Here is a 19,519-nt window from a genome sequence, read left to right as displayed (position 1 = left end):
GAAGGGGGTTGCACAAATGGAACACGTGCAGCGCGTATTAGAATATAGCAAAATGAAGCAACAACTTATTGAGCATGTTGCTTCCTCGTTAGGTCGACAAAAAGCAATGGAACTTGTTCCGTCAACAAGTTTAGATGAAGTTGTTAAACAACAGGAAGAAACCGCGGAAGCTTCAAATGTTCTTCGTTTAAAAGGACAGGTCCCACTTGGTGGGATCACCGATATTCGAGCTCATATAAAAAGAGCAGCTATTGGAGGTTCATTATCTGCAACTGAACTAATTGATATTGCCTCTACATTGTATGGAGGCAAAAGATTAAAATTCTTCTTGGAAGAAATTATAGATGAAGGTCATATTCAAGTTCCTTTACTTGAAGAGAACATTGCGCTTATTGAGCCATTATCGCAATTGGAAAAAGCGATTAAGCAGTGTATCGATGATAATGGGTTTGTGTTGGATAGTGCTAGTAATGCACTTCGTACCATTCGCCATCAAATGCGCAGTTATGAATCAAATGTAAAGTCAAAACTTGAACAACTTACTCGATCGAGTAGTACGAGAAAAATGTTGTCAGATGCAATTGTGACAATCCGCGGTGATCGTTATGTGATTCCAGTTAAACAAGAGTATCGCGGATCATTTGGCGGAATTGTCCACGATCAATCTTCTTCAGGTGCAACACTCTTTATTGAGCCTGGTTCCATTGTTACCTTAAATAATCAACTAACAGAGGCAAAATCAAACGAAAGACGAGAAGTTGAACGGATCTTAGCAGAATTATCAGTACAAGTTGGTGAAGAAGCTGAACAATTATTGATTAATGTTGAGACGTTAGCTTCTTTCGATTTTATATTTGCCAAAGCATTTTATGCAAAAGCAATTAAAGCCATCAAACCAAAGTTAAATGATCGTGGTTATTTAGATTTACGTCAAGCACGTCATCCGCTTTTACCTGCCGAAGAAGTTGTTCCAAGTGATGTAGCAATCGGGGATAACGTTCGTTCTCTTATAATAACCGGACCAAATACGGGTGGGAAAACAGTAACGTTAAAAACAATTGGTTTGTTAACCCTAATGGCACAATCTGGACTTCATGTACCTGCTGACGAAGAATCGGAGTTAGCCGTATTTGAACATATTTTTGCTGATATTGGTGATGAACAATCAATAGAACAAAGTTTGAGTACTTTTTCATCTCATATGAGAAATATAGTATCAATACTAGATCAAATGAATGAGAATAGTTTAGTGTTATTTGATGAACTTGGTGCAGGAACGGATCCAACAGAAGGTGCGGCACTAGCAATTTCCATTCTCGACTATGTTTATCAGAGAGGCGCATTAGCGGCTGCAACAACTCATTATAGTGAACTTAAAGGATATGCTTATAACAGGGAAGGTGCTTTGAACGCGAGTGTTGAATTTGATGTTGAAACATTACGGCCAACGTATCGACTTTTAGTAGGTGTTCCTGGACGCAGCAATGCCTTTGCGATTTCCCGTAGATTGGGATTATCTGAATCGGTGATCGAGTCGGCAAAACAACAAATTAACAGTGACGCGACGCAAGTGGAGAAGATGATTGCCTTTCTTGAGGAAAGCCAAAAATCTGCTCAAGTGGAATGGGTAAAAGCTGAGACAATACGCAGAGAAGCTGAGACAGTAAAAAAAGAGTTAGAGTTGAAGCTTGCCTCATTTGAAAAAATGAGAGAGAAAATGATGGAGGAAGCAGAGGCAGAAGCAAATAAAGCGATTACTAATGCAAGAGAAGAAGCAGAAGTGATTATTGAAGAGTTACGTGACCTGCAAAAAGAAGGTGCAGCGATCAAAGAGCATAAATTGATTGATGCGAAAAAGCATCTCGATGCCGCCGTTCCTAAATTGGTTTCTAAGAAACAGAAGCAAGTGAAAAAAAGAGCAGAAAAAGCGAAACGAATTCCCAAAGTTGGAGACGAAGTAAAGGTTTTAAGCTTCAATCAAAAAGGTTCCGTTATTAAAAAGGTTACAGATAATGAATTTCAAGTCCAACTCGGGATTATGAAAATGACGGTCGAACTAGAAGATATGCAGTTGCTAGAAAAAGCGCCGGAACCAACAAAAGCCATTACAACGATTCGTGGGAATGATGCTCATGTGAAGTCTGAATTAGACTTGCGTGGAGAACGCTATGAAGATGCAATGCAACGTGTGGAAAAATACATTGACGATGCACTGCTTGCTGGGTATCATCAAGTATCAATCATTCACGGTAAGGGGACTGGAGCCTTGCGTAAAGGAGTAAAGCAATATGTTGCAAATCATCCTAGAATCAAATCAGCGCGTGATGGAGGGATGAACGAAGGTGGACTTGGCAATACAGTCATTGAATTGAAATAGAGAGAGGAAGCGAGCGATGGAGGTTCTTCTAGAAAATGAATGGATCTTAACGATTGCCAATTACAGTGTAACAATTCTGATGCTTGTTGTATTTTTAACGATATTTGAGACAGTTACAAGCTATAGCAATTGGGAAGAAATCAAACGAGGCAACATTGCAGTTGCGATGGCAACGGGGGGGAAAATATTTGGTGTTGCTAATATTTTTGCCTCCTCTATCCAGCAGTCAGATTCGTTATTGATGATGCTTCTTTGGGGTGTAGTTGGCTTTGTCCTACTCTTATTTAGTTACTTCATTTTCGAATTCTTAATGCCTGGATTTAAAGTTGATGAAGAAATAGGTAATGATAATCGTGCTGTCGGTCTTTTATCTCTGTTGTTATCTGTTGGTTTATCGTTTGTTATTGGTGCAGGTATAAAAGCGTAGAGGTGTTTGAATGGAATTGTTAATAAAGATTCTTTATGTATGCTGTGGCGTATTCGCTCTAGCCGGTATTATTTTTTTATTCATCTTTGCTTAGAGACATTGATAGAATGGTTTTTCTTAGCTTGTCGACGAATTCTAATGAAAATGAGTCCGTCGGTAAGCTTTTTTATTAATGAATGTAAAATGTGATCGATTCCTCATTTTGTCACCGCTCGCAGAATAGTCGTTGCTTTTTGAGACCACAATGGATACCCCTCATAGTGTTAGCTGTAAAGCTCATCTTCGTCTTTGCTCCGCGTGAGTCTATGAATACTGTCCTTTAGTTTGCTACTCATCATGATGCTATGTCATTGGAATTAAAAATAAGCAATTAAGAACCAGTTGAATAATAACTATGAGCTTTTATCTCATAGTTAGTTTGTTTTCGATAGGAGAGGTTTTCAAAGTACATTATTTATTTTACATACAAATAAATCTAACTTTTTATAAAAAAACAAAAAAACAATTGGAAAATGAAAACGATTACAATACAATGGAGTAGAGGAGAATCAATTTGCGAGAGGAGCCCTAATTAAAGGAGGAGAACAATGGAGATCGTTGAAAAAAGGTGGATGCAACAATACCCAGAGGGAATTAGTACCTCAATTGATTATGACGATGTACCTTTACAGCATTTTTTCAAACAATCAGCCAAAAAATATCCAGAGCACGAAGCGGTTCATTTTCTTGGTAAAAAAGTGACGTATGAAACGTTGTATGACCAATCGTTGAAATTTGCTAATCAACTTCTTAAACTAGGTGTAAAAAAAGGCGATCGAGTTGCGGTCATGTTAGCAAATAGCCCGCAGTCAATTATTAGCTATTATGGCGTTTTAATGGTCGGTGGTATCGTTGTGCAAACAAACCCACTCTATGTAGAACGAGAATTGCAGCATCAATTAGTTGATTCGGGAGCCAAAGTAATTTTATGCTTGGATTCAGTTTTACCGCGTGTGCAAAAGGTTATGGACTCTACACCACTTGAACTCATTATCGTGACCACGATCCCAGATTATCTTCCTTTCCCTAAGGGCTTGCTCTTTCCATTTGTTCAGAAAAAACAAGGGATACCTGCAGTTAAAGTAGAGTATTCAGAAAGGATTTTACGTTTTTCTCAATTGATTAAAGAAGGAAAAGCAATTGAGCCAAAAGTCGAAGTATCTTCCTCTGATTTAGCATTGTTACAATACACTGGTGGGACAACAGGTCTTGCGAAAGGAGTTATGCTGTCTCATCGAAACTTAGTTGTAAATGCTATGCAATGTGATGCCTGGCTTTATAAAGCGGAAGAAGGAAGTGAGCGCATTCTTGGCGTCATGCCATTTTTTCACGTGTATGGCATGACAGCAGTTATGAATGTTGCAGTAATGAAAGCACAAACAATGGTTTTACTTCCGAAGTTTAATCCAAAAGATGTGTTAAAAACGATTGAGAAGCAAAAAGTGACTTTGTTTCCGGGAGCACCAACTATGTACATTGCGCTATGTAATCGCTCTGATATTGCAGATTATGATCTTACATCTATAAAAGCTTGTATTAGTGGTGCATCAGCACTTCCTTTAGAGGTTCAACAAAAATTTGAAAAACTTACAAAGGGCAGGATTGTCGAAGGGTATGGTTTAACTGAAACCTCTCCTGTTGCTTGTGCAAATCCAATTTGGGATAAAAGAAAATCAGGTAGTGTTGGTATACCTTGGCCAGACACAGAAGTCATGATTTATTCCATGGAAAAAGAAAGCGAAGCAGAAATTGGTGAAATAGGTGAAGTCTTTATAAAGGGTCCACAAGTAATGTCGGGTTATTGGAACCGTCCAGAAGATACGCAACAAACGTTCCATGGGGATTGGTTCAAGAGCGGTGACATGGGTAGAATGGATGAAGAAGGATATATTTATATAGTAGACCGCAAAAAAGAAATGATTATAGCAAGTGGTTATAATATTTATCCTCGGGAAGTAGAAGAAGTTCTTTATGAACACGAATCAATTATTCAAGCTGCTGTTGTAGGCATTCCTGATGAATACAGAGGCGAGACTGTGAAGGCATACGTTGTTTTGAAAGAAGGCGACCATGTATCTGAAGAAGAACTTGAGAACTATTGCCGAAAGAGAATGGCAGCTTATAAATTACCAAGAATATTTGAATTTAGAGAAGAATTACCGGCTACTTTGACTGGAAAAATTTTAAAACGTGTGCTTTTAGATGAGGAACGAAATAAAAGTAGCATTGTTGATCAAAAACAAGCATAATTATCTAAGGTTTCTTTGCGCTAGTTGTAAAGAAACCTTTTTGTTTTGAAGTAGTGGTTTGACAATTGAAGTCAATCATATTATACTCGCTTTATATGAATGAACATTCATTCATAGTTTACTTAAGGAGAGATGGGTTTGAGTAAAAAGCGTGGTCAAAAGTACGATCAAATTATCGATGCTGCAGTCATTGTTATTGCAAAGCATGGTTTCCATCAAGCACAAGTTTCTAAGATTGCAAAAGAAGCCGGTGTGGCAGATGGAACCATTTATTTATATTTTAAAAACAAGGAAGATATTTTAATTTCGTTGTTTGAAGAAAAGATGGGTTCTTTTGTAAAAAAAAGTAGGGAAATCATTCAAAACGAGAAAACGACAGAAGAAAAATTGAATCGACTAGTCCATTCTCATTTTTCTCAATTAGAGGCAGATTATTACTTAGCCGTTGTCACTCAGCTTGAATTAAGACAATCAAAAACAGAGTTGCGATTAAGGATTAACCAGGTTTTAAAAGGATATTTGTCACTTTTAGACGAATTAGTAAAGGAGGGGAAAGAAAGCGGGAGCTTTTATTCGCATCTTGACCCGTTACTTGCTCGACAGATGATTTTTGGGACTTTAGATGAAGTGGTCTCAAATTGGGTCATGTCAGAAGGGAAGTTTTCATTAGAATCACAGGCGGTAAAAGTCCAGCAAATGTTATTGTATGGTCTTGCTGGCGACGTGAAAGGAGTTGGATAAGACAAGATGGCACAGACAAAATGGAAGGTAGAAAATGGTGTGGCGGTTATTACTTTAAATCGCCCACCTGCTAATGCTCTTGCTCGCTCGGTCATGGATGAACTTGAGCATCATTTTGAAAAGGTCTACAACGATGAAACAATTAAATGCGTTGTAATCCATGGCGAGGGTCGTTTCTTTGCAGCTGGAGCTGATATTAAAGAATTTATTGACGTTGAAGACGGACACGAATTTGCAGAGCTTGGTAAAAAGGGGCAAGATACATTTTTTAAAATTGAAAACGCTCCCAAACCGGTGATTGCTGCTATTCATGGGGCTGCGCTCGGGGGAGGGCTTGAGCTTGCGATGGCTTGTCATATGCGGATAGCTGCTGAAGGCACGAAACTAGGATTACCAGAGCTTAATTTAGGTCTTATTCCTGGCTTTGGTGGTACACAACGGCTACCTAAGTTGATTGGAAAAGCAAAAGCACTAGAATTAATGTTGACGAGCAAACCTATTAAGGCGGAGGAAGCTTTAATGTTTGGTCTGATTAATCAAGTTAGTAAAGAAGAAGATTTACTTAAAGATGTGATGACAATTGCCACTGGCATTGCGGCAAAAAGCCCCTTAACGGTTCGCCGTACACTTGAACTCGTAGCGACAAGCGATGGAGACCGTGAAGAAGGTTTTACAAAAGAATTAGAGTGTTTTGGAGAAGTTTATATGCAAGATGATCGCAAGGAAGGTGTTCAAGCTTTTCTGGAAAAACGGGAGCCCCGATTTCAGGGGAATTAACATACTGGAGGTTTTGTAAATGAATATTTATGTCATCTTAAAAAGAACGTTTGACACGGAAGAAAAGATCTCTATTTCAAATGGAAAAGTACAAGAAGAAGGGGCAGAATTTATAATTAACCCTTATGATGAATACGCAGTGGAAGAAGCGCTGGTTCTTCGCGATGAACATGGAGGGGAAGTAACTGTCGTAACCGTAGGAGAAGAAGAGGCGGAAAAGCAATTACGCACGGCACTCGCGATGGGTGCAGATAAAGGTGTGTTAATTGATCGTGAAGAAATCGATGAAAGTGATCCATTTACAACCGCATCATTGCTCTATGCTTTCTTTAAAGATAAGGATGCTGATATTATTTTGGCAGGAAATGTGGCGGTTGATGGTGGTTCGGGTCAAGTCGGTCCCCGCTTGGCAGAGTTACTAGGTATCGGACAAGTAACAACAATTACGAGTATTTTAGTATCTGGAGATAAAGCAACAATTGTTAGAGATGTTGAAGGAGATGAAGAAACAGTAGAAGCAACATTGCCGCTTCTAGTAACAGCACAACAAGGGTTAAATGATCCACGTTATCCATCACTGCCGGGTATTATGAAAGCGAAGAAAAAACCTCTTGAAGTACTGGATTTAGATGATTTAGATGTTGATGAAGATGATGTTGAAGCAAAGACAATTGTTCAAGAAGTGTATCTTCCACTTGAAAAACAAGCAGGTAAAAAGCTTGAAGGAGAACCAAGCGAACAAGTGAAAGAACTTGTCTCGTTATTAAAATCAGAAGCGAAAGTTATTTAAGGAGGATATAACTTATGGCGAAAAAGACAATCGTATTAGCAGAAGCTAAAAGTGGAGAGCTCCGCAATGTTTCATTCGAAGCAATTGGGGCTGCTAAACAGATCGCTGATGGTGGAGAAGTAGTGGCTGTTCTTGCAGGAGAGGGGGTTCAATCCATCGCAAGTCAGTTGTTTGCATATGGTGCAGATCGTGTAATCGTAACAGAACATGATGAATTAAAGCATTACACTACAGATGCTTATAAACAAGCGTATTTGCAAGTATTTGATAAAGAAAACCCTGATGTAATTGTTTTAGGCCATACTTCCATTGGGAAAGATATTTCACCAAGGTTGGCTGTCAAATTAGATGCTGCATTATTTTCCGATGTTGTAACCATTGAGAATACGAATGAGCCTGTGTTTATTCGACCGATTTATTCTGGCAAAGCATTTGAAAAAAGAACTGCTGCTGGTGATGGTTCTTTAATCGTAACAATTCGTCCGAATAATATCAGTGCTATTGATAAAGACGATTCCATTACAGGTGAGGTTGAAACCGTTTCAGTAGATATTCAAGATTTGCGTACTGTTGTTAAAGATGTGGTTAAAAAGGCAACAGGTGGAGTTGATTTAGCCGAGGCAAACATTATTGTTGCTGGAGGTCGAGGTGTAAAAAGTGAAGAGGGGTTTAAACCATTGAAGGAGCTTGCCGACCTTCTTGGGGGAGCAGTAGGCGCTTCGCGTGGAGCTTGTGACGCTGAGTATTGTGACTATTCGCTTCAAATTGGTCAAACAGGTAAAGTTGTTACACCAGATCTTTATATAGCAGTTGGACTTTCTGGAGCAATTCAACACCTAGCTGGAATGTCAAATTCAAAAGTAATTGTTGCTATTAATAAAGATCCAGAAGCACCGATATTTGATGTTGCTGATTATGGTATTGTGGGCGATTTATTTGAAATTCTTCCACTTTTAACTGAGGAATTAAAAAGTGTACTCGTTTCAAACTAATAGCAACGTATTAAAAAGAAACGTTTCTTAGACTAGAATTAATTTTGTGGCAAGGTGTGAATGCACAATAAGTTCATTAGCATATGACTGAATGAGCAAAAACGTTCGCGAGCTTTGTTTTCAGTTCGAAGCCACTTGCTTTAAGCAAGTGGCTTTCTATTTGCACAAGAATCGTTTATGATAAGTCGACAGTGGGTACTCTAATGCTTATAGGCAAGTTAGTTTCCTTGCTTGCATGAAGGATGATATACTGTATTTAAGCTAGTAACTGAAAGGGGATTAAACGAATGGCAATTGTAAATGCTACTGATCAAAATTTTACTGAGGAAACAAAAGATGGGGTCGTTCTTGTAGACTTTTGGGCACCATGGTGTGGACCTTGTAAAATGATTGCTCCAGTGCTTGAAGAATTAGACGGAGATCTTGGAGATAAAGCAAAAATCGTGAAAGTAGATGTTGATGAAAACCAAGAAACAGCTGGTAAGTTTGGCGTAATGAGTATTCCAACTCTACTTGTTTTAAAAGACGGTGAAGTTGTTGACAAAGCGGTTGGTTTTCAACCAAAAGAAGCACTAGCTGAACTGTTAAACAAGCAAATGTAATGATACAAAAGCCGTCTTTCTCGCAATTGGAAAGGCGGTTTTTTACTGCAAGGAGGAAATGTACATGAGCGATGCGATCAAAAATAAACTGGCGCTGCTTTCGGATAAACCTGGTTGCTATCTAATGAAAGACAAGCAAAATAGAATCATTTATGTTGGAAAAGCAAAAGTATTAAAAAACCGTGTCCGCTCTTATTTCACAGGAAGCCACGATAGCAAAACACAGCGGCTTGTTTCGGAAATCAGAGACTTCGAATACATTGTTACCTCGAGTAATATTGAAGCACTTATTTTAGAATTAACACTTATTAAAAAACATGACCCGAAATACAATGTTTTGCTTAAGGATGACAAAACGTATCCGTATATTAAGATTACGAATGAAAAACATCCCCGTTTATTGATTACGCGTCAAGTAAAAAAAGATGGGGGCAAATATTTTGGGCCTTATCCAAATGCAGGTGCTGCATCAGAAACAAAAAAGTTGTTGGATAGGCTTTATCCCCTGCGAAAATGTCGGAAAATGCCTGATAGTGTTTGCTTATATTATCATATCGGGCAATGTTTAGCACCTTGTGTATACGATGTAAGTATCGATACGAATCAACAGATGGTACAGGAGATTACTCGTTTTTTAAAAAGTGGTCATACAGATATTAAAGCACAACTGCAAGAGAAGATGGAAAAGGCTGCTGAAGAGCTTGATTTTGAACGGGCGAAGGAATTACGCGACACACTTATGCAAATGGAAAAAGTGATGGAAAAGCAAAAGATGTCGTTTGCGGATCAAACTGATAGAGACGTATTTGGCTATTCCTATGATAAAGGCTGGATGTGCGTACAAGTCTTTTTTGTACGACAAGGAAGACTGATCGAGCGTGATGTTTCTATTTTCCCAATATATCAAGAACCAACAGAAGAACTCCTTACTTTTGTTGCCCAATTCTATTTAGAGAAAAACCATGTTAAACCAAAGGAAATTTTTGTTGCCGAACAAGTTGATCATGAGTTGCTAACGGAATTATTAGAAGTAAAAGTGACACAGCCAAAACGAGGGCAAAAGAAATCCTTGCTTGATTTAGCTGAAGAAAATGCAATGCTAGCTTTAAAAGAGAAATTTTCTCTAATTGAACGAGATGAAGAGCGTACTGTAAAAGCTGTTGAGCGATTAGGGATTGCAATGGGTATAGATGCCCCTTATCGTATTGAAGCGTTCGATAACTCAAACATTCAAGGGGTAGATCCTGTTTCTGCAATGGTTGTCTTCTTAAATGGTAAACCTCATCGTAAGGACTACCGAAAGTATAAGATTAAAACAGTCGAAGGACCCGATGATTATGGATCGATGCGTGAAGTTGTTAGACGGCGCTATGTCCGTCTACTTAAGGAAGATCTCGCATTACCTGATCTAATAGTAATTGACGGTGGTGTAGGGCAAATATCGGCTGCAAAAGAGATTATTGAAGATGAACTAGGATTAGATATACCAGTATGTGGTCTGGCCAAAGATGAAAAGCACCGGACATCTCAGTTAATTTTGGGTGCACCACCTGTTGTCGTTCCATTAAAACGAGATAGCCACGAGTTTTATTTATTGCAGCGAATCCAAGACGAAGTTCATCGATTCGCAATTACATTTCATCGACAAACACGCTCAAAGACTTTCTTTCAATCAGCGCTAGATGACATTCCAGGAATTGGAGAAAAAAGGCGAAGAACATTATTAAAAGCGTTTGGTTCGGTTAAAAAGATGAAAGAAGCGACAGTTGAAGAATTAAGTGAGTATGTGCCTGCTTCTTTGGCAAACACAATTCACAATACATTAAATAAAAATGAGAAAAACTAACTCTCAAGAAAGCCCAAGATTTTTTATCTTGGGCTTTCTGTTGTCTTATGTTTAGGTTTTTGGCTCATCCATTAAAAGTGGATCATGGCGATCTAAATGGACAGTAAATTGAATGCTATTTCGTTTTTCAGTATAGGTTACAGCAGTCGTTAATTCATGCCAACGTTCAAATATTTCTGCTAGAAACCCTGCTTCAAGTTGGTAACAGCGCTTGTCTTTTCTTCCCATCCAACTACCTGTTAGTTCGAATATGTATTCGCTTCTTTTTTCTTTTAAGCGTTCAAGGTCACCCCATTCTGCCTGCGCAAAAAAAGAAACCACTTCATCGAGGGAAGCTAGTTCTGTGTCTCTAGCCACTGTTTTTCCTACCCAATAGAGTAGGCTGTCATGTTCGCTTCCCAATAGCTGGCGAAGCACGTCATTACGTATTAAATCGTATCCAAAGTTGGAATTATTGTCTTCATTCATACGGACACCCCATTAACTCTATTCAAATTCCCTCCATTTCTATACTATCGTTGATTGATGATTTTGTCAGCCGTTCTTCTTTAAGTCTAAAAAGAAAAATCATGTAAGAGAGAAAAAACCTTATCTTGAAGCTTATTAAGATAAATTTATATTTTCCCGGGTAATAGATAGAAGATTCTAAAGCCTTTTAAATCAATACAAATTGAATCCGTTTTCTTGACTCGAAAATACCCTAGGAGTAAAATGAAAAGTGTCAAAGAGATTTCACAGTTTTAAAGAATTTGTCGAATATGTATATATATTGCCGGGAGGTTCTGTTATAAGAGATAAATAGAGAGAGTCATTGTTATTTGGGGTCTGGACAGGAAAACTATCGTGGAGGGAACGTGTATGGCTAGTAATCAGCAATATTTCAACCGTAGGTTGCATTCATTATTAGGGGTTATTCCAATCGGAATTTTTTTAATTCAGCATTTAGTTGTTAACCATTTTGCAACTCGAGGACCGGAAGCATTTAACCAAGCTTCTCATTTTATGGAAAGCTTGCCTTTTCGTTATGCCCTAGAAATATTTATAATCTTTCTTCCAATTATGTATCATGCTGCCTATGGTATTTACATTGCTTTTAAAGGAAAAAACAATACAAAACACTATGGTTTTTTCAGAAACTGGATGTTTGTTCTTCAACGCTTTACCGGGGTCTTCTTACTTATTTTCATTGCGTGGCATGTGTGGGATACTCGCGTTCAAGCAATGTTTGGACAGGAAGTAAATTATCAAATGATGGCAGATATCTTGCAAAACAACTGGATGTTCGCCTTTTATATTGTTGGTATCGTATCTGCGACATTCCACTTTGCTAATGGCTTATGGTCTTTCGCTGTATCATGGGGAATTACGGTAACACCTCGTTCTCAGAAAATCATGACTTATGTTTCGATTGGTGTATTTGCAGCTCTTACATATGTAGGTGTCGCGGCTGCTTTAGCATTTGTGTAAAAAAGACTTGCGAACTTGTAGGGAGTGGACTTGATGAGTAAAGGAAGAATTGCTGTAGTAGGCGGCGGATTAGCAGGCCTAATGGCAACGATTAAAGCGGCAGAAAAAGGGGTTCAGGTTGATTTGTTTTCAATCGTTCCTGTAAAACGTTCTCACTCCGTTTGTGCTCAAGGTGGCATTAACGGTGCGGTTAATACGAAAGGAGAAGGAGATTCTCCATACGAACATTTTGATGATAGTGTATACGGTGGTGACTTTTTAGCGAATCAACCTCCAGTAAAAGCAATGACTGAAGCGGCGCCTTCCATCATTCATTTAATGGATCGAATGGGTGTTATGTTTAATCGGACACCGGAAGGATTGCTAGATTTCCGTCGTTTTGGCGGTACTCAGCACCATAGAACAGCGTTCGCTGGTGCAACAACTGGTCAGCAACTTCTTTATGCACTTGATGAGCAAGTTCGTCGTTACGAAGTGCAAGGGCTAGTAACAAAGTATGAAGGTTGGGAGTTCCTTTCAGCTATTATTGATGATGGTGTATGTAAAGGGATTACTGCTCAAGAGTTAAATTCGGCTGAAATTAAGAGCTTCCCGGCAGACGCTGTTATTGTAGCGACAGGTGGACCAGGGATTATTTTTGGGAAATCAACCAATTCGATGATTAATACAGGATATGCTGCTGCTAAATTGTATGAGCAAGGTGTTGCTTATGCAAACGGTGAGTTTATTCAGATACACCCAACTGCAATTCCTGGAGACGATAAGCTTCGCTTAATGAGTGAATCTGCACGTGGTGAAGGCGGACGTGTCTGGACGTATAAAGATGGGAAACCTTGGTATTTCCTTGAAGAGAAATATCCTGCATACGGAAACTTAGTGCCACGTGATATTGCAACACGTGAAATTTTCCATGTTTGTGTCGATGAAGGTTTAGGAATTAATGGAGAAAACATGGTATACCTAGACCTTTCCCATAAGGATTCAAAAGAGCTTGACATTAAATTAGGTGGTATCATTGAGATCTATGAAAAGTTCATGGGTGATGATCCTCGTAAAGTGCCAATGAAAATTTTCCCGGCAGTCCACTATTCAATGGGTGGTATGTGGATTGATTACGATCAAATGACAAATATTCCAGGATTGTTTGCGGCCGGGGAATGTGATTATTCTCAACACGGAGCTAACCGATTAGGTGCTAATTCATTGCTTTCTGCAATTTATGGAGGTATGGTTGCTGGACCAAAAGCTGTTGAGTATATGAATGGACTTGATAAGTCAGTTGCAGATCTTTCTCCATCTTTATTTGAAACGGAAGCTAAAAAAGAACAGGACAAGTTCGAATCAATTTTACGTATGGATGGAAAAGAGAATGCATATGTGCTTCATAAAGAACTTGGTGAATGGATGACTGATAATGTAACGGTAGTTCGTTATAATGATAAGCTATTAAAAACAGATGAGAAAATACAAGAGCTTATGGAACGTTATAAAAACATTAACATCAACGATACAGCAAGATGGTCGAACCAAGGGGCGTCGTTTACTCGCCAACTAGAGGGAATGCTGAACTTAGCTCGAGTAATTACTATTGGGGCATATAACCGGAATGAAAGCCGCGGAGCTCACTATAAACCGGACTTTCCAGAGCGTAACGATGAGGACTTCTTGAAAACAACCAAAGCTTGGTATAATCCTAGCACAGGGGCACCTGACTTTGAATATGAGGAAGTCGATACATCGTTGATTAAGCCGCGTAAACGTGACTACTCTCAGAAAAAGCAAGGAGCTGAAAAGAAATGAGCGATCAAACGATTACAATTATCGTTACTAGGCAGGATGGGCCTGATGGCGGTTCGTATGAGGAAGAATTTAAACTTCCCTACCGTCAGAACCTAAATGTCATTTCTTGTTTAATGGAAATTCGCAGAAATCCTGTAAATTCTAAAGGTGAAAAAACAACGCCAATTGCTTGGGATATGAATTGTTTGGAAGAAGTTTGTGGTGCTTGTTCGATGGTTATTAATGGAAAACCACAACAATCTTGTACAGCACTTATTGATAAATTAAAACAACCAATTCGTTTGGAACCTATGAAAACTTTCCCTGTTGTGCGAGATTTAATGGTTGATCGTAGCCGAATGTTTGATTCACTGAAGAAAGTAAAAGCATGGATTCCAATTGATGGCACTTATGATTTAGGACCGGGACCAAGAATGCCAGAAAAAAGACGCCAATGGGCTTATGAGTTATCAAAATGTATGACTTGTGGTGTCTGCTTGGAATCTTGTCCAAATGTGAATTCTAATTCAGATTTTATTGGACCTGCAGCACTATCACAAGTGAGACTGTTTAATGCTCATCCAACAGGTGATATGAACAAAGAAGAACGCCTAGAGGCTTTAATGGATGAAGGTGGACTACTTAATTGTGGCAACTCGCAAAATTGCGTTCAATCTTGTCCAAAAGGAATTCCACTTACAACTTCAATTGCTGCACTTAATCGGTCAACTGCACTACAATCATTCAAAAACTTTTTTGGTGGAAACTAAAAATAAAAGCGGGCTGTCATATATGACAGCCCGCTTTCTATAAAAGGAGCACAACAATGTGAAAATGCCTGATTACATAACAGATTTGGGGAACTGGGAAAAAGAATTTCGTTTTTATAGTGAAATAAATGTACGTTTTTCAGAAACAGACGCATTTGGGCATGTGAATAATACAGTTGCATTTGTTTATTTTGAACAAGCTAGATTAGATTATTTTAAAAAACTAGGTATGATGGAAAAATGGTTGGAAGGCGAAGAGCGACCGATGATCGTGACCGCAGATTTACAATGTAACTATTTTAATCAAATAAAGTATGGGGATTCGCTTCGCATTGGAGTTAAAGTAGAAAAAATCGGAAGATCGTCAATTGATCTGCATTATATCGCAAAAAAAGAAGACCATATTTGTTTAACGGGTAGAGGTGTCATGGTTCAGGTGGATTCAAAGTCAGGTAAAGCAGTACCGTTTCAAGCATCGCTGATTTCTCTTTTAAAGAAATAAAAAGAAATAAAAAAAGCCTGCATTTGCAGGCTTTTTTTTATTAGATCGTAATTTCGCCAAGTCTTATAAGTTCAATAACGGCTTGAGAGCGCCCCTTGACTCCCAGCTTTTGCATCGTGTTCGATATATGATTACGAACGGTTTTTTCACTGATAAACAAATGATTTGCGATTTCCTTTGTCGTCTGGTCTTGGACAAGTAGTTCGAATACTTCGCGTTCCCTCTTGGTCAGCAAGGGCTTTGGTCCGAAGTCTGCTCCTTTCAATATGTTCACTCCTTCATGCCGGGCTAAGAGCAGGTTGTGATAACCTGAAAGGCTTTAGTCAAAACAGTATATGTCTGAATAGAGGAAGGTGTGAGCATACAATTTACATGTGGATGAACAAGAGGCGAATTATATACTTAATTTTCTTAAAAGAATGTTGTCGAAAAGAGTCGTAATATTAAACGCATCGTAGTCTTTTTTGTTGAAAGGGGGGGAGCGTCATGCTATAATGACGGTGTTTCGAGAGCTCGTCTTGATCCGGGCTTATTAGCTTTGCATTAAAATAACTTGTATTAGTTCAAGTTGTTGCAGGGTACGCTATAGAAGTAGGTCGTACTTGGTGATATAAGGGCTTGACATGACTAAATGATAATAAAAGAAACGAGGTTTTTATTATGGCAGAAAAAACATTTACAATCACTGCAGACACAGGCATTCATGCTCGTCCAGCAACACAATTAGTGAATAAAGCCGGACAGTTTTCTTCTGATATTACACTTGATTATAAAGGGAAGTCGGTAAACCTTAAATCAATTATGGGTGTAATGTCACTAGGTGTTGGACAAGGCGCTGAAGTAACGATTAAAGCAGAAGGTTCAGACGCTGATGAAGCACTAGCTGCTATTGAAGAAGTTATTAAAGAGGGCTTAGGCGAATAATGAGCTATACTCTATCGGGCATTGCTGCATCTGCGGGTGTAGCAATTGCCAAAGCTTTTGTACATGAAGAACCCGACTTCACAATTAAACAAAAAGAAGCAAAGAATGCTGGTGATGAAGTCAAGCGTCTGGACGAAGCACTGGCTATTTCTCGTAAAGAATTAACAGCGATTAAAGAAAAAGCATTTATAGAGTTAGGTGAAGATAAAGCAGAGATCTTTTCTGCTCATTTACTTGTATTAAGTGATCCTGAATTAATTGATGCTGTAAAATTAAAAGTAAATGACGATGCGGTTACCGCTGAGTTTGCATTAAATGAAGTTGCTAATATGTTCATTTCTATGTTTGAAAACATGGAAAATGAATATATGAAAGAGCGTGCGTCCGATATTCGTGATGTTTCTCGTCGTGTTCTAGGACATTTGATGGGAATTGACGTTGTATCGCTTGCTGCAATTACGGAAGATACAATTATTATTGCCCATGATTTAACTCCTTCTGACACTGCTCAACTGAATCCAGCTGTCATTAAAGGGTTTGCCACCAATATTGGCGGGCGTACATCTCATTCTGCTATTATGTCAAGATCATTGGAAATTCCTGCAGTGGTAGGCACAAAAGAAGCTACTGTAAAAGTTGAAAATGGTGTAACAGTCATTATTGATGGAATAGATGGCCATGTTATTATTGACCCGAATGAAGCTGAATTAGAAAACTATAAGCAAAAACAAGTAGCTTATCAAAAGCAAAAAGAAGAGTGGGCAAAGCTTGTTAATGAAAAAACGGTCACTAAGGATGGACACCACGTAGAGCTAGCAGCAAATATTGGCACGCCAAACGATCTAGATGGCGTAATAAATAATGGCTCTGAAGGTATTGGTCTTTACCGAACGGAATTTCTTTATATGGGACGATCTGAACTTCCAAGTGAAGACGAGCAGTTTGAAGCATATAAAGAAGTGGTTAAGCGTATGGAAGGCAAACCCGTTGTTATCCGTACGTTAGATATTGGGGGGGACAAGGAACTTCCATATCTTGACTTGCCTCATGAACTTAATCCATTCCTTGGTTTTAGAGCGATTCGTTTATGCCTAGAAATGCAAGAAATGTTCCGTGTACAACTCCGCGCCTTGTTACGTGCAAGTGCGTACGGAAACTTGAAAATTATGTTCCCAATGATTGCCGCGCTTGAAGAATTACGCCAAGCAAAGCAAATTTTAAATGAGGAAAAATCCAAGCTTGAAGCTGATGGCATTGACGTTTCTTCAGAAATGGAAGTAGGTATTATGGTAGAGATTCCATCTACCGCTGTCGCAGCTCAACAATTTGCTAAGGAAGTTGATTTCTTCAGCATTGGTACAAATGATTTAATTCAATACACAATGGCTGCGGATCGTATGAATGAAAGAGTTTCTTATTTGTATCAACCATATCACCCGGCTATTCTTCGCTTAGTGGACATGGTTATTAAAGCGGCGCATGCTGAAGGGAAATGGGTAGGTATGTGTGGAGAAATGGCTGGGGATGAGATTGCGATTCCATTGCTGCTTGGATTAGGGTTAGATGAATTTAGTATGAGTGCTACATCAGTTTTACCTGCAAGAAGCCAGTTGAGCAAATTGTCAAAAACAGACCTGGCAGAGTTTGCACAAAAGGCCTTAAATCTAGATACATCAGAAGCGATTGAAAAGCTTGTAAGAGAACAGTATAGCTAATTTTAGAAAACATTTAGCTAATGAATGCAGAGAAAAGAATCTACTGAACGAGGGGCGAGCGAGCAAACGTTTGCCCCCTTTTTCTGTTGAATCATTAACTCACAGTTGATTAGATGTTGCTTCGTTAGGTACAATAAAGAAGAACAACTAACTGGAGGTGCGGAAGATTGGAAAAACCTTATGAGAATGATCATCGCCAATTCGAAGACATTGAACGATCACTTCGTAAAGTAGCAGATTTAGTGAAACAAAAAGGCAGAGAAATACTAGTGAATTTTCCAATTACGCCCCCTCAATTTGTTGCATTACAATGGCTAAATGAATATGGTGATATGACTATAGGGGAACTTTCTGACGGGATGCACCTGGCATATAGTACAACAACTGATTTGATTGACCGAATGGAGAAGAATGAGTTGGTTGCACGCGTTAAAGACGAACAGGATCGGCGTGTTGTCCGTATTCATTTAAAACCAAAAGGTCAAACGATTATTCGTGATGTAATTAGCCAAAGGCAAGATTACTTAGCTGAAATGCTCGAGGGATTTTCACGGGAACAAGTAGACATTCTTGAAGAGAATTTAAACCTGTTATTAAAAACAATGAAGAATAAGCGGGAAGTTCGCTTATAAATGGGTTAATGCTTGCAGCGTCCGAGCAAGTCTGATTAAAGGAGAGAGGGACGCATGGATAGACCGATTGGCATCATCGATTCTGGCTTCGGCGGATTAACGGTTGCCCAGGAGATTATGCGCCAGCTACCAAAAGAAACCATTTGTTATATTGGTGATACTTTAAGATGTCCGTATGGTCCAAGGCCTGTAGATGAAGTGCGAAAATTTACATGGCAAATGATTAATCGGCTTCTTGAAGAGAATGTAAAAATGATTGTTATTGCCTGTAACACTGCAACAGCTGTTGTCTTAGAGGAAGCGCGATCCTTATTGTCTATACCTGTTGTAGGAGTCATTCAACCAGGTGCGATTAGCGCAATTCAATCAAGTAATAACCAACATATTGCCGTTATAGGTACAACTGGTACAATTACAAGTAATGCTTATGCCACGGCACTCGTTGCAATTAGTGAACAAGTGACGGTGGAAAGTTTGGCTTGTCCTTTTTTTGTGCCACTTGTTGAGCAGGGAATCATTGATGGAGAAGAAGCAGAGAGAGTAGTCGAAGAGTCGTTAAAACCACTTAAGAATACTGATTTCGATACGCTTATTTTAGGGTGTACACATTACCCGTTATTGAAACCTGTAATTGAGTCATTCTTACCTGCATCCGTTACTATTATTTCATCTGGTGAAGAGACGGCTAGAGAAGTAAGTAGTCTGCTTTTTCATCACTCGATTAACCGTAAATCAAGTGTGGAACCAGAGCATCAATTTTTTACAACAGGCGTTGCAGAGTCCTTTAAGCATTTTGCTAGCAAATGGTTAGCGATCGACACAAAAAATGTGGCCTCAATTTCGCTAGGGAGTAGTTTGGTTTTTCCAACAATGAATAGACAATAATAAGA

General features: G+C 38.9%; 19 protein-coding genes. 17 read left to right on the top strand and 2 right to left on the bottom strand.

What is annotated here, in order from left to right:
- Window positions 1–16: 16 nt before the first annotated feature.
- The 9 genes from BK584_RS06685 (at window position 17) to uvrC (ending at window position 10,840) form a co-directional block, all read left to right on the top strand.
- Window positions 17–2,377 (top strand): endonuclease MutS2, encoded by a 2,361-nt coding sequence (locus tag BK584_RS06685; RefSeq protein WP_078391875.1) that lies wholly within the window; start codon window positions 17–19, stop codon window positions 2,375–2,377.
- A gap of 16 nt (window positions 2,378–2,393) precedes the next feature.
- The gene (locus BK584_RS06680) at window positions 2,394–2,804 is read left to right on the top strand and encodes a DUF350 domain-containing protein (RefSeq protein ID WP_078391874.1); all 411 of its coding nucleotides are present in this window, start codon (window positions 2,394–2,396) and stop codon (window positions 2,802–2,804) included.
- A gap of 587 nt (window positions 2,805–3,391) precedes the next feature.
- The gene (locus BK584_RS06675; protein ID WP_078391873.1) at window positions 3,392–5,092 is read left to right on the top strand and encodes a long-chain-fatty-acid--CoA ligase; all 1,701 of its coding nucleotides are present in this window, start codon (window positions 3,392–3,394) and stop codon (window positions 5,090–5,092) included.
- A 138-nt stretch (window positions 5,093–5,230) separates the two neighbouring features.
- Window positions 5,231–5,833, top strand: coding sequence for a fatty acid metabolism transcriptional regulator FadR (gene fadR / locus BK584_RS06670; protein WP_245808810.1), 603 nt, complete (start codon window positions 5,231–5,233; stop codon window positions 5,831–5,833).
- 6 nt (window positions 5,834–5,839) lie between these two features.
- Entirely contained in the window at window positions 5,840–6,610 is a 771-nt protein-coding gene (locus BK584_RS06665; RefSeq protein ID WP_078391871.1) for an enoyl-CoA hydratase, read from the top strand.
- Window positions 6,611–6,629: 19 nt separating this feature from the next.
- Entirely contained in the window at window positions 6,630–7,400 is a 771-nt protein-coding gene (locus BK584_RS06660; protein ID WP_078391870.1) for an electron transfer flavoprotein subunit beta/FixA family protein, read from the top strand.
- Window positions 7,401–7,414: 14 nt separating this feature from the next.
- On the top strand, window positions 7,415–8,392 hold the full coding sequence (locus BK584_RS06655) for an electron transfer flavoprotein subunit alpha/FixB family protein (protein ID WP_078391869.1): 978 nt from the start codon (window positions 7,415–7,417) through the stop codon (window positions 8,390–8,392).
- A 287-nt stretch (window positions 8,393–8,679) separates the two neighbouring features.
- Window positions 8,680–8,994, top strand: a complete 315-nt coding sequence (gene trxA / locus BK584_RS06650) for a thioredoxin (protein ID WP_035397723.1) — start codon at window positions 8,680–8,682, stop codon at window positions 8,992–8,994.
- 64 nt (window positions 8,995–9,058) lie between these two features.
- Window positions 9,059–10,840: an excinuclease ABC subunit UvrC gene (gene uvrC, locus BK584_RS06645; protein WP_078391868.1), complete on the top strand. Its 1,782-nt coding sequence runs from the start codon at window positions 9,059–9,061 to the stop codon at window positions 10,838–10,840.
- A gap of 51 nt (window positions 10,841–10,891) precedes the next feature.
- Here the strand turns inward: uvrC and BK584_RS06640 are convergent, their stop codons facing one another.
- On the bottom strand, window positions 10,892–11,308 hold the full coding sequence (locus tag BK584_RS06640; RefSeq protein ID WP_078391867.1) for a YslB family protein: 417 nt from the start codon (window positions 11,306–11,308) through the stop codon (window positions 10,892–10,894).
- Window positions 11,309–11,698: 390 nt separating this feature from the next.
- Here BK584_RS06640 and BK584_RS06635 point away from each other — a divergent pair, with 390 nt between their 5' ends.
- The 4 genes from BK584_RS06635 to BK584_RS06620 all read left to right on the top strand — a co-directional run bounded on the left by BK584_RS06635 (window position 11,699) and on the right by BK584_RS06620 (window position 15,358).
- Complete coding sequence (locus BK584_RS06635; protein WP_054710493.1) at window positions 11,699–12,307, top strand: succinate dehydrogenase cytochrome b558 subunit; 609 nt, start codon at window positions 11,699–11,701, stop codon at window positions 12,305–12,307.
- Window positions 12,308–12,340: 33 nt separating this feature from the next.
- Window positions 12,341–14,107 carry a succinate dehydrogenase flavoprotein subunit gene (gene sdhA / locus BK584_RS06630; protein ID WP_078391866.1) on the top strand — a complete coding sequence of 589 codons (1,767 nt, stop codon included), beginning with the start codon at window positions 12,341–12,343 and terminating at the stop codon, window positions 14,105–14,107.
- Complete coding sequence (sdhB, locus tag BK584_RS06625; RefSeq protein ID WP_078391865.1) at window positions 14,104–14,856, top strand: succinate dehydrogenase iron-sulfur subunit; 753 nt, start codon at window positions 14,104–14,106, stop codon at window positions 14,854–14,856. Before sdhA ends, sdhB begins: the two co-directional genes overlap by 4 nt.
- A gap of 64 nt (window positions 14,857–14,920) precedes the next feature.
- Complete coding sequence (locus BK584_RS06620; protein WP_169871520.1) at window positions 14,921–15,358, top strand: acyl-CoA thioesterase; 438 nt, start codon at window positions 14,921–14,923, stop codon at window positions 15,356–15,358.
- Between the two features lie 40 nt (window positions 15,359–15,398).
- Here the strand turns inward: BK584_RS06620 and BK584_RS06615 are convergent, their stop codons facing one another.
- On the bottom strand, window positions 15,399–15,623 hold the full coding sequence (locus BK584_RS06615; RefSeq protein WP_054710482.1) for a helix-turn-helix domain-containing protein: 225 nt from the start codon (window positions 15,621–15,623) through the stop codon (window positions 15,399–15,401).
- Between the two features lie 395 nt (window positions 15,624–16,018).
- Between BK584_RS06615 and BK584_RS06610 the strand changes: the two genes are divergently transcribed.
- The 4 genes from BK584_RS06610 to racE all read left to right on the top strand — a co-directional run bounded on the left by BK584_RS06610 (window position 16,019) and on the right by racE (window position 19,514).
- Entirely contained in the window at window positions 16,019–16,282 is a 264-nt protein-coding gene (locus tag BK584_RS06610) for a phosphocarrier protein HPr (protein WP_078391863.1), read from the top strand.
- Window positions 16,282–17,997 carry a phosphoenolpyruvate--protein phosphotransferase gene (ptsP, locus tag BK584_RS06605; protein ID WP_078391862.1) on the top strand — a complete coding sequence of 572 codons (1,716 nt, stop codon included), beginning with the start codon at window positions 16,282–16,284 and terminating at the stop codon, window positions 17,995–17,997. The genes BK584_RS06610 and ptsP overlap by 1 nt, the downstream gene beginning before the upstream one ends.
- Before the next feature lie 167 nt (window positions 17,998–18,164).
- On the top strand, window positions 18,165–18,629 hold the full coding sequence (locus tag BK584_RS06600; RefSeq protein WP_078391861.1) for a MarR family winged helix-turn-helix transcriptional regulator: 465 nt from the start codon (window positions 18,165–18,167) through the stop codon (window positions 18,627–18,629).
- A 54-nt stretch (window positions 18,630–18,683) separates the two neighbouring features.
- Window positions 18,684–19,514 (top strand): glutamate racemase, encoded by an 831-nt coding sequence (gene racE / locus BK584_RS06595; RefSeq protein ID WP_078391860.1) that lies wholly within the window; start codon window positions 18,684–18,686, stop codon window positions 19,512–19,514.
- Window positions 19,515–19,519: the final 5 nt, after the last annotated feature.

Source organism: Shouchella patagoniensis (genome assembly GCF_002019705.1).
Lineage (GTDB): Bacteria > Bacillota > Bacilli > Bacillales > Bacillaceae_D > Shouchella > Shouchella patagoniensis.
The sequence above is the reverse complement of the archived record's forward strand: the minus strand, read 5'-3'. Positions and strand labels throughout refer to the sequence as shown.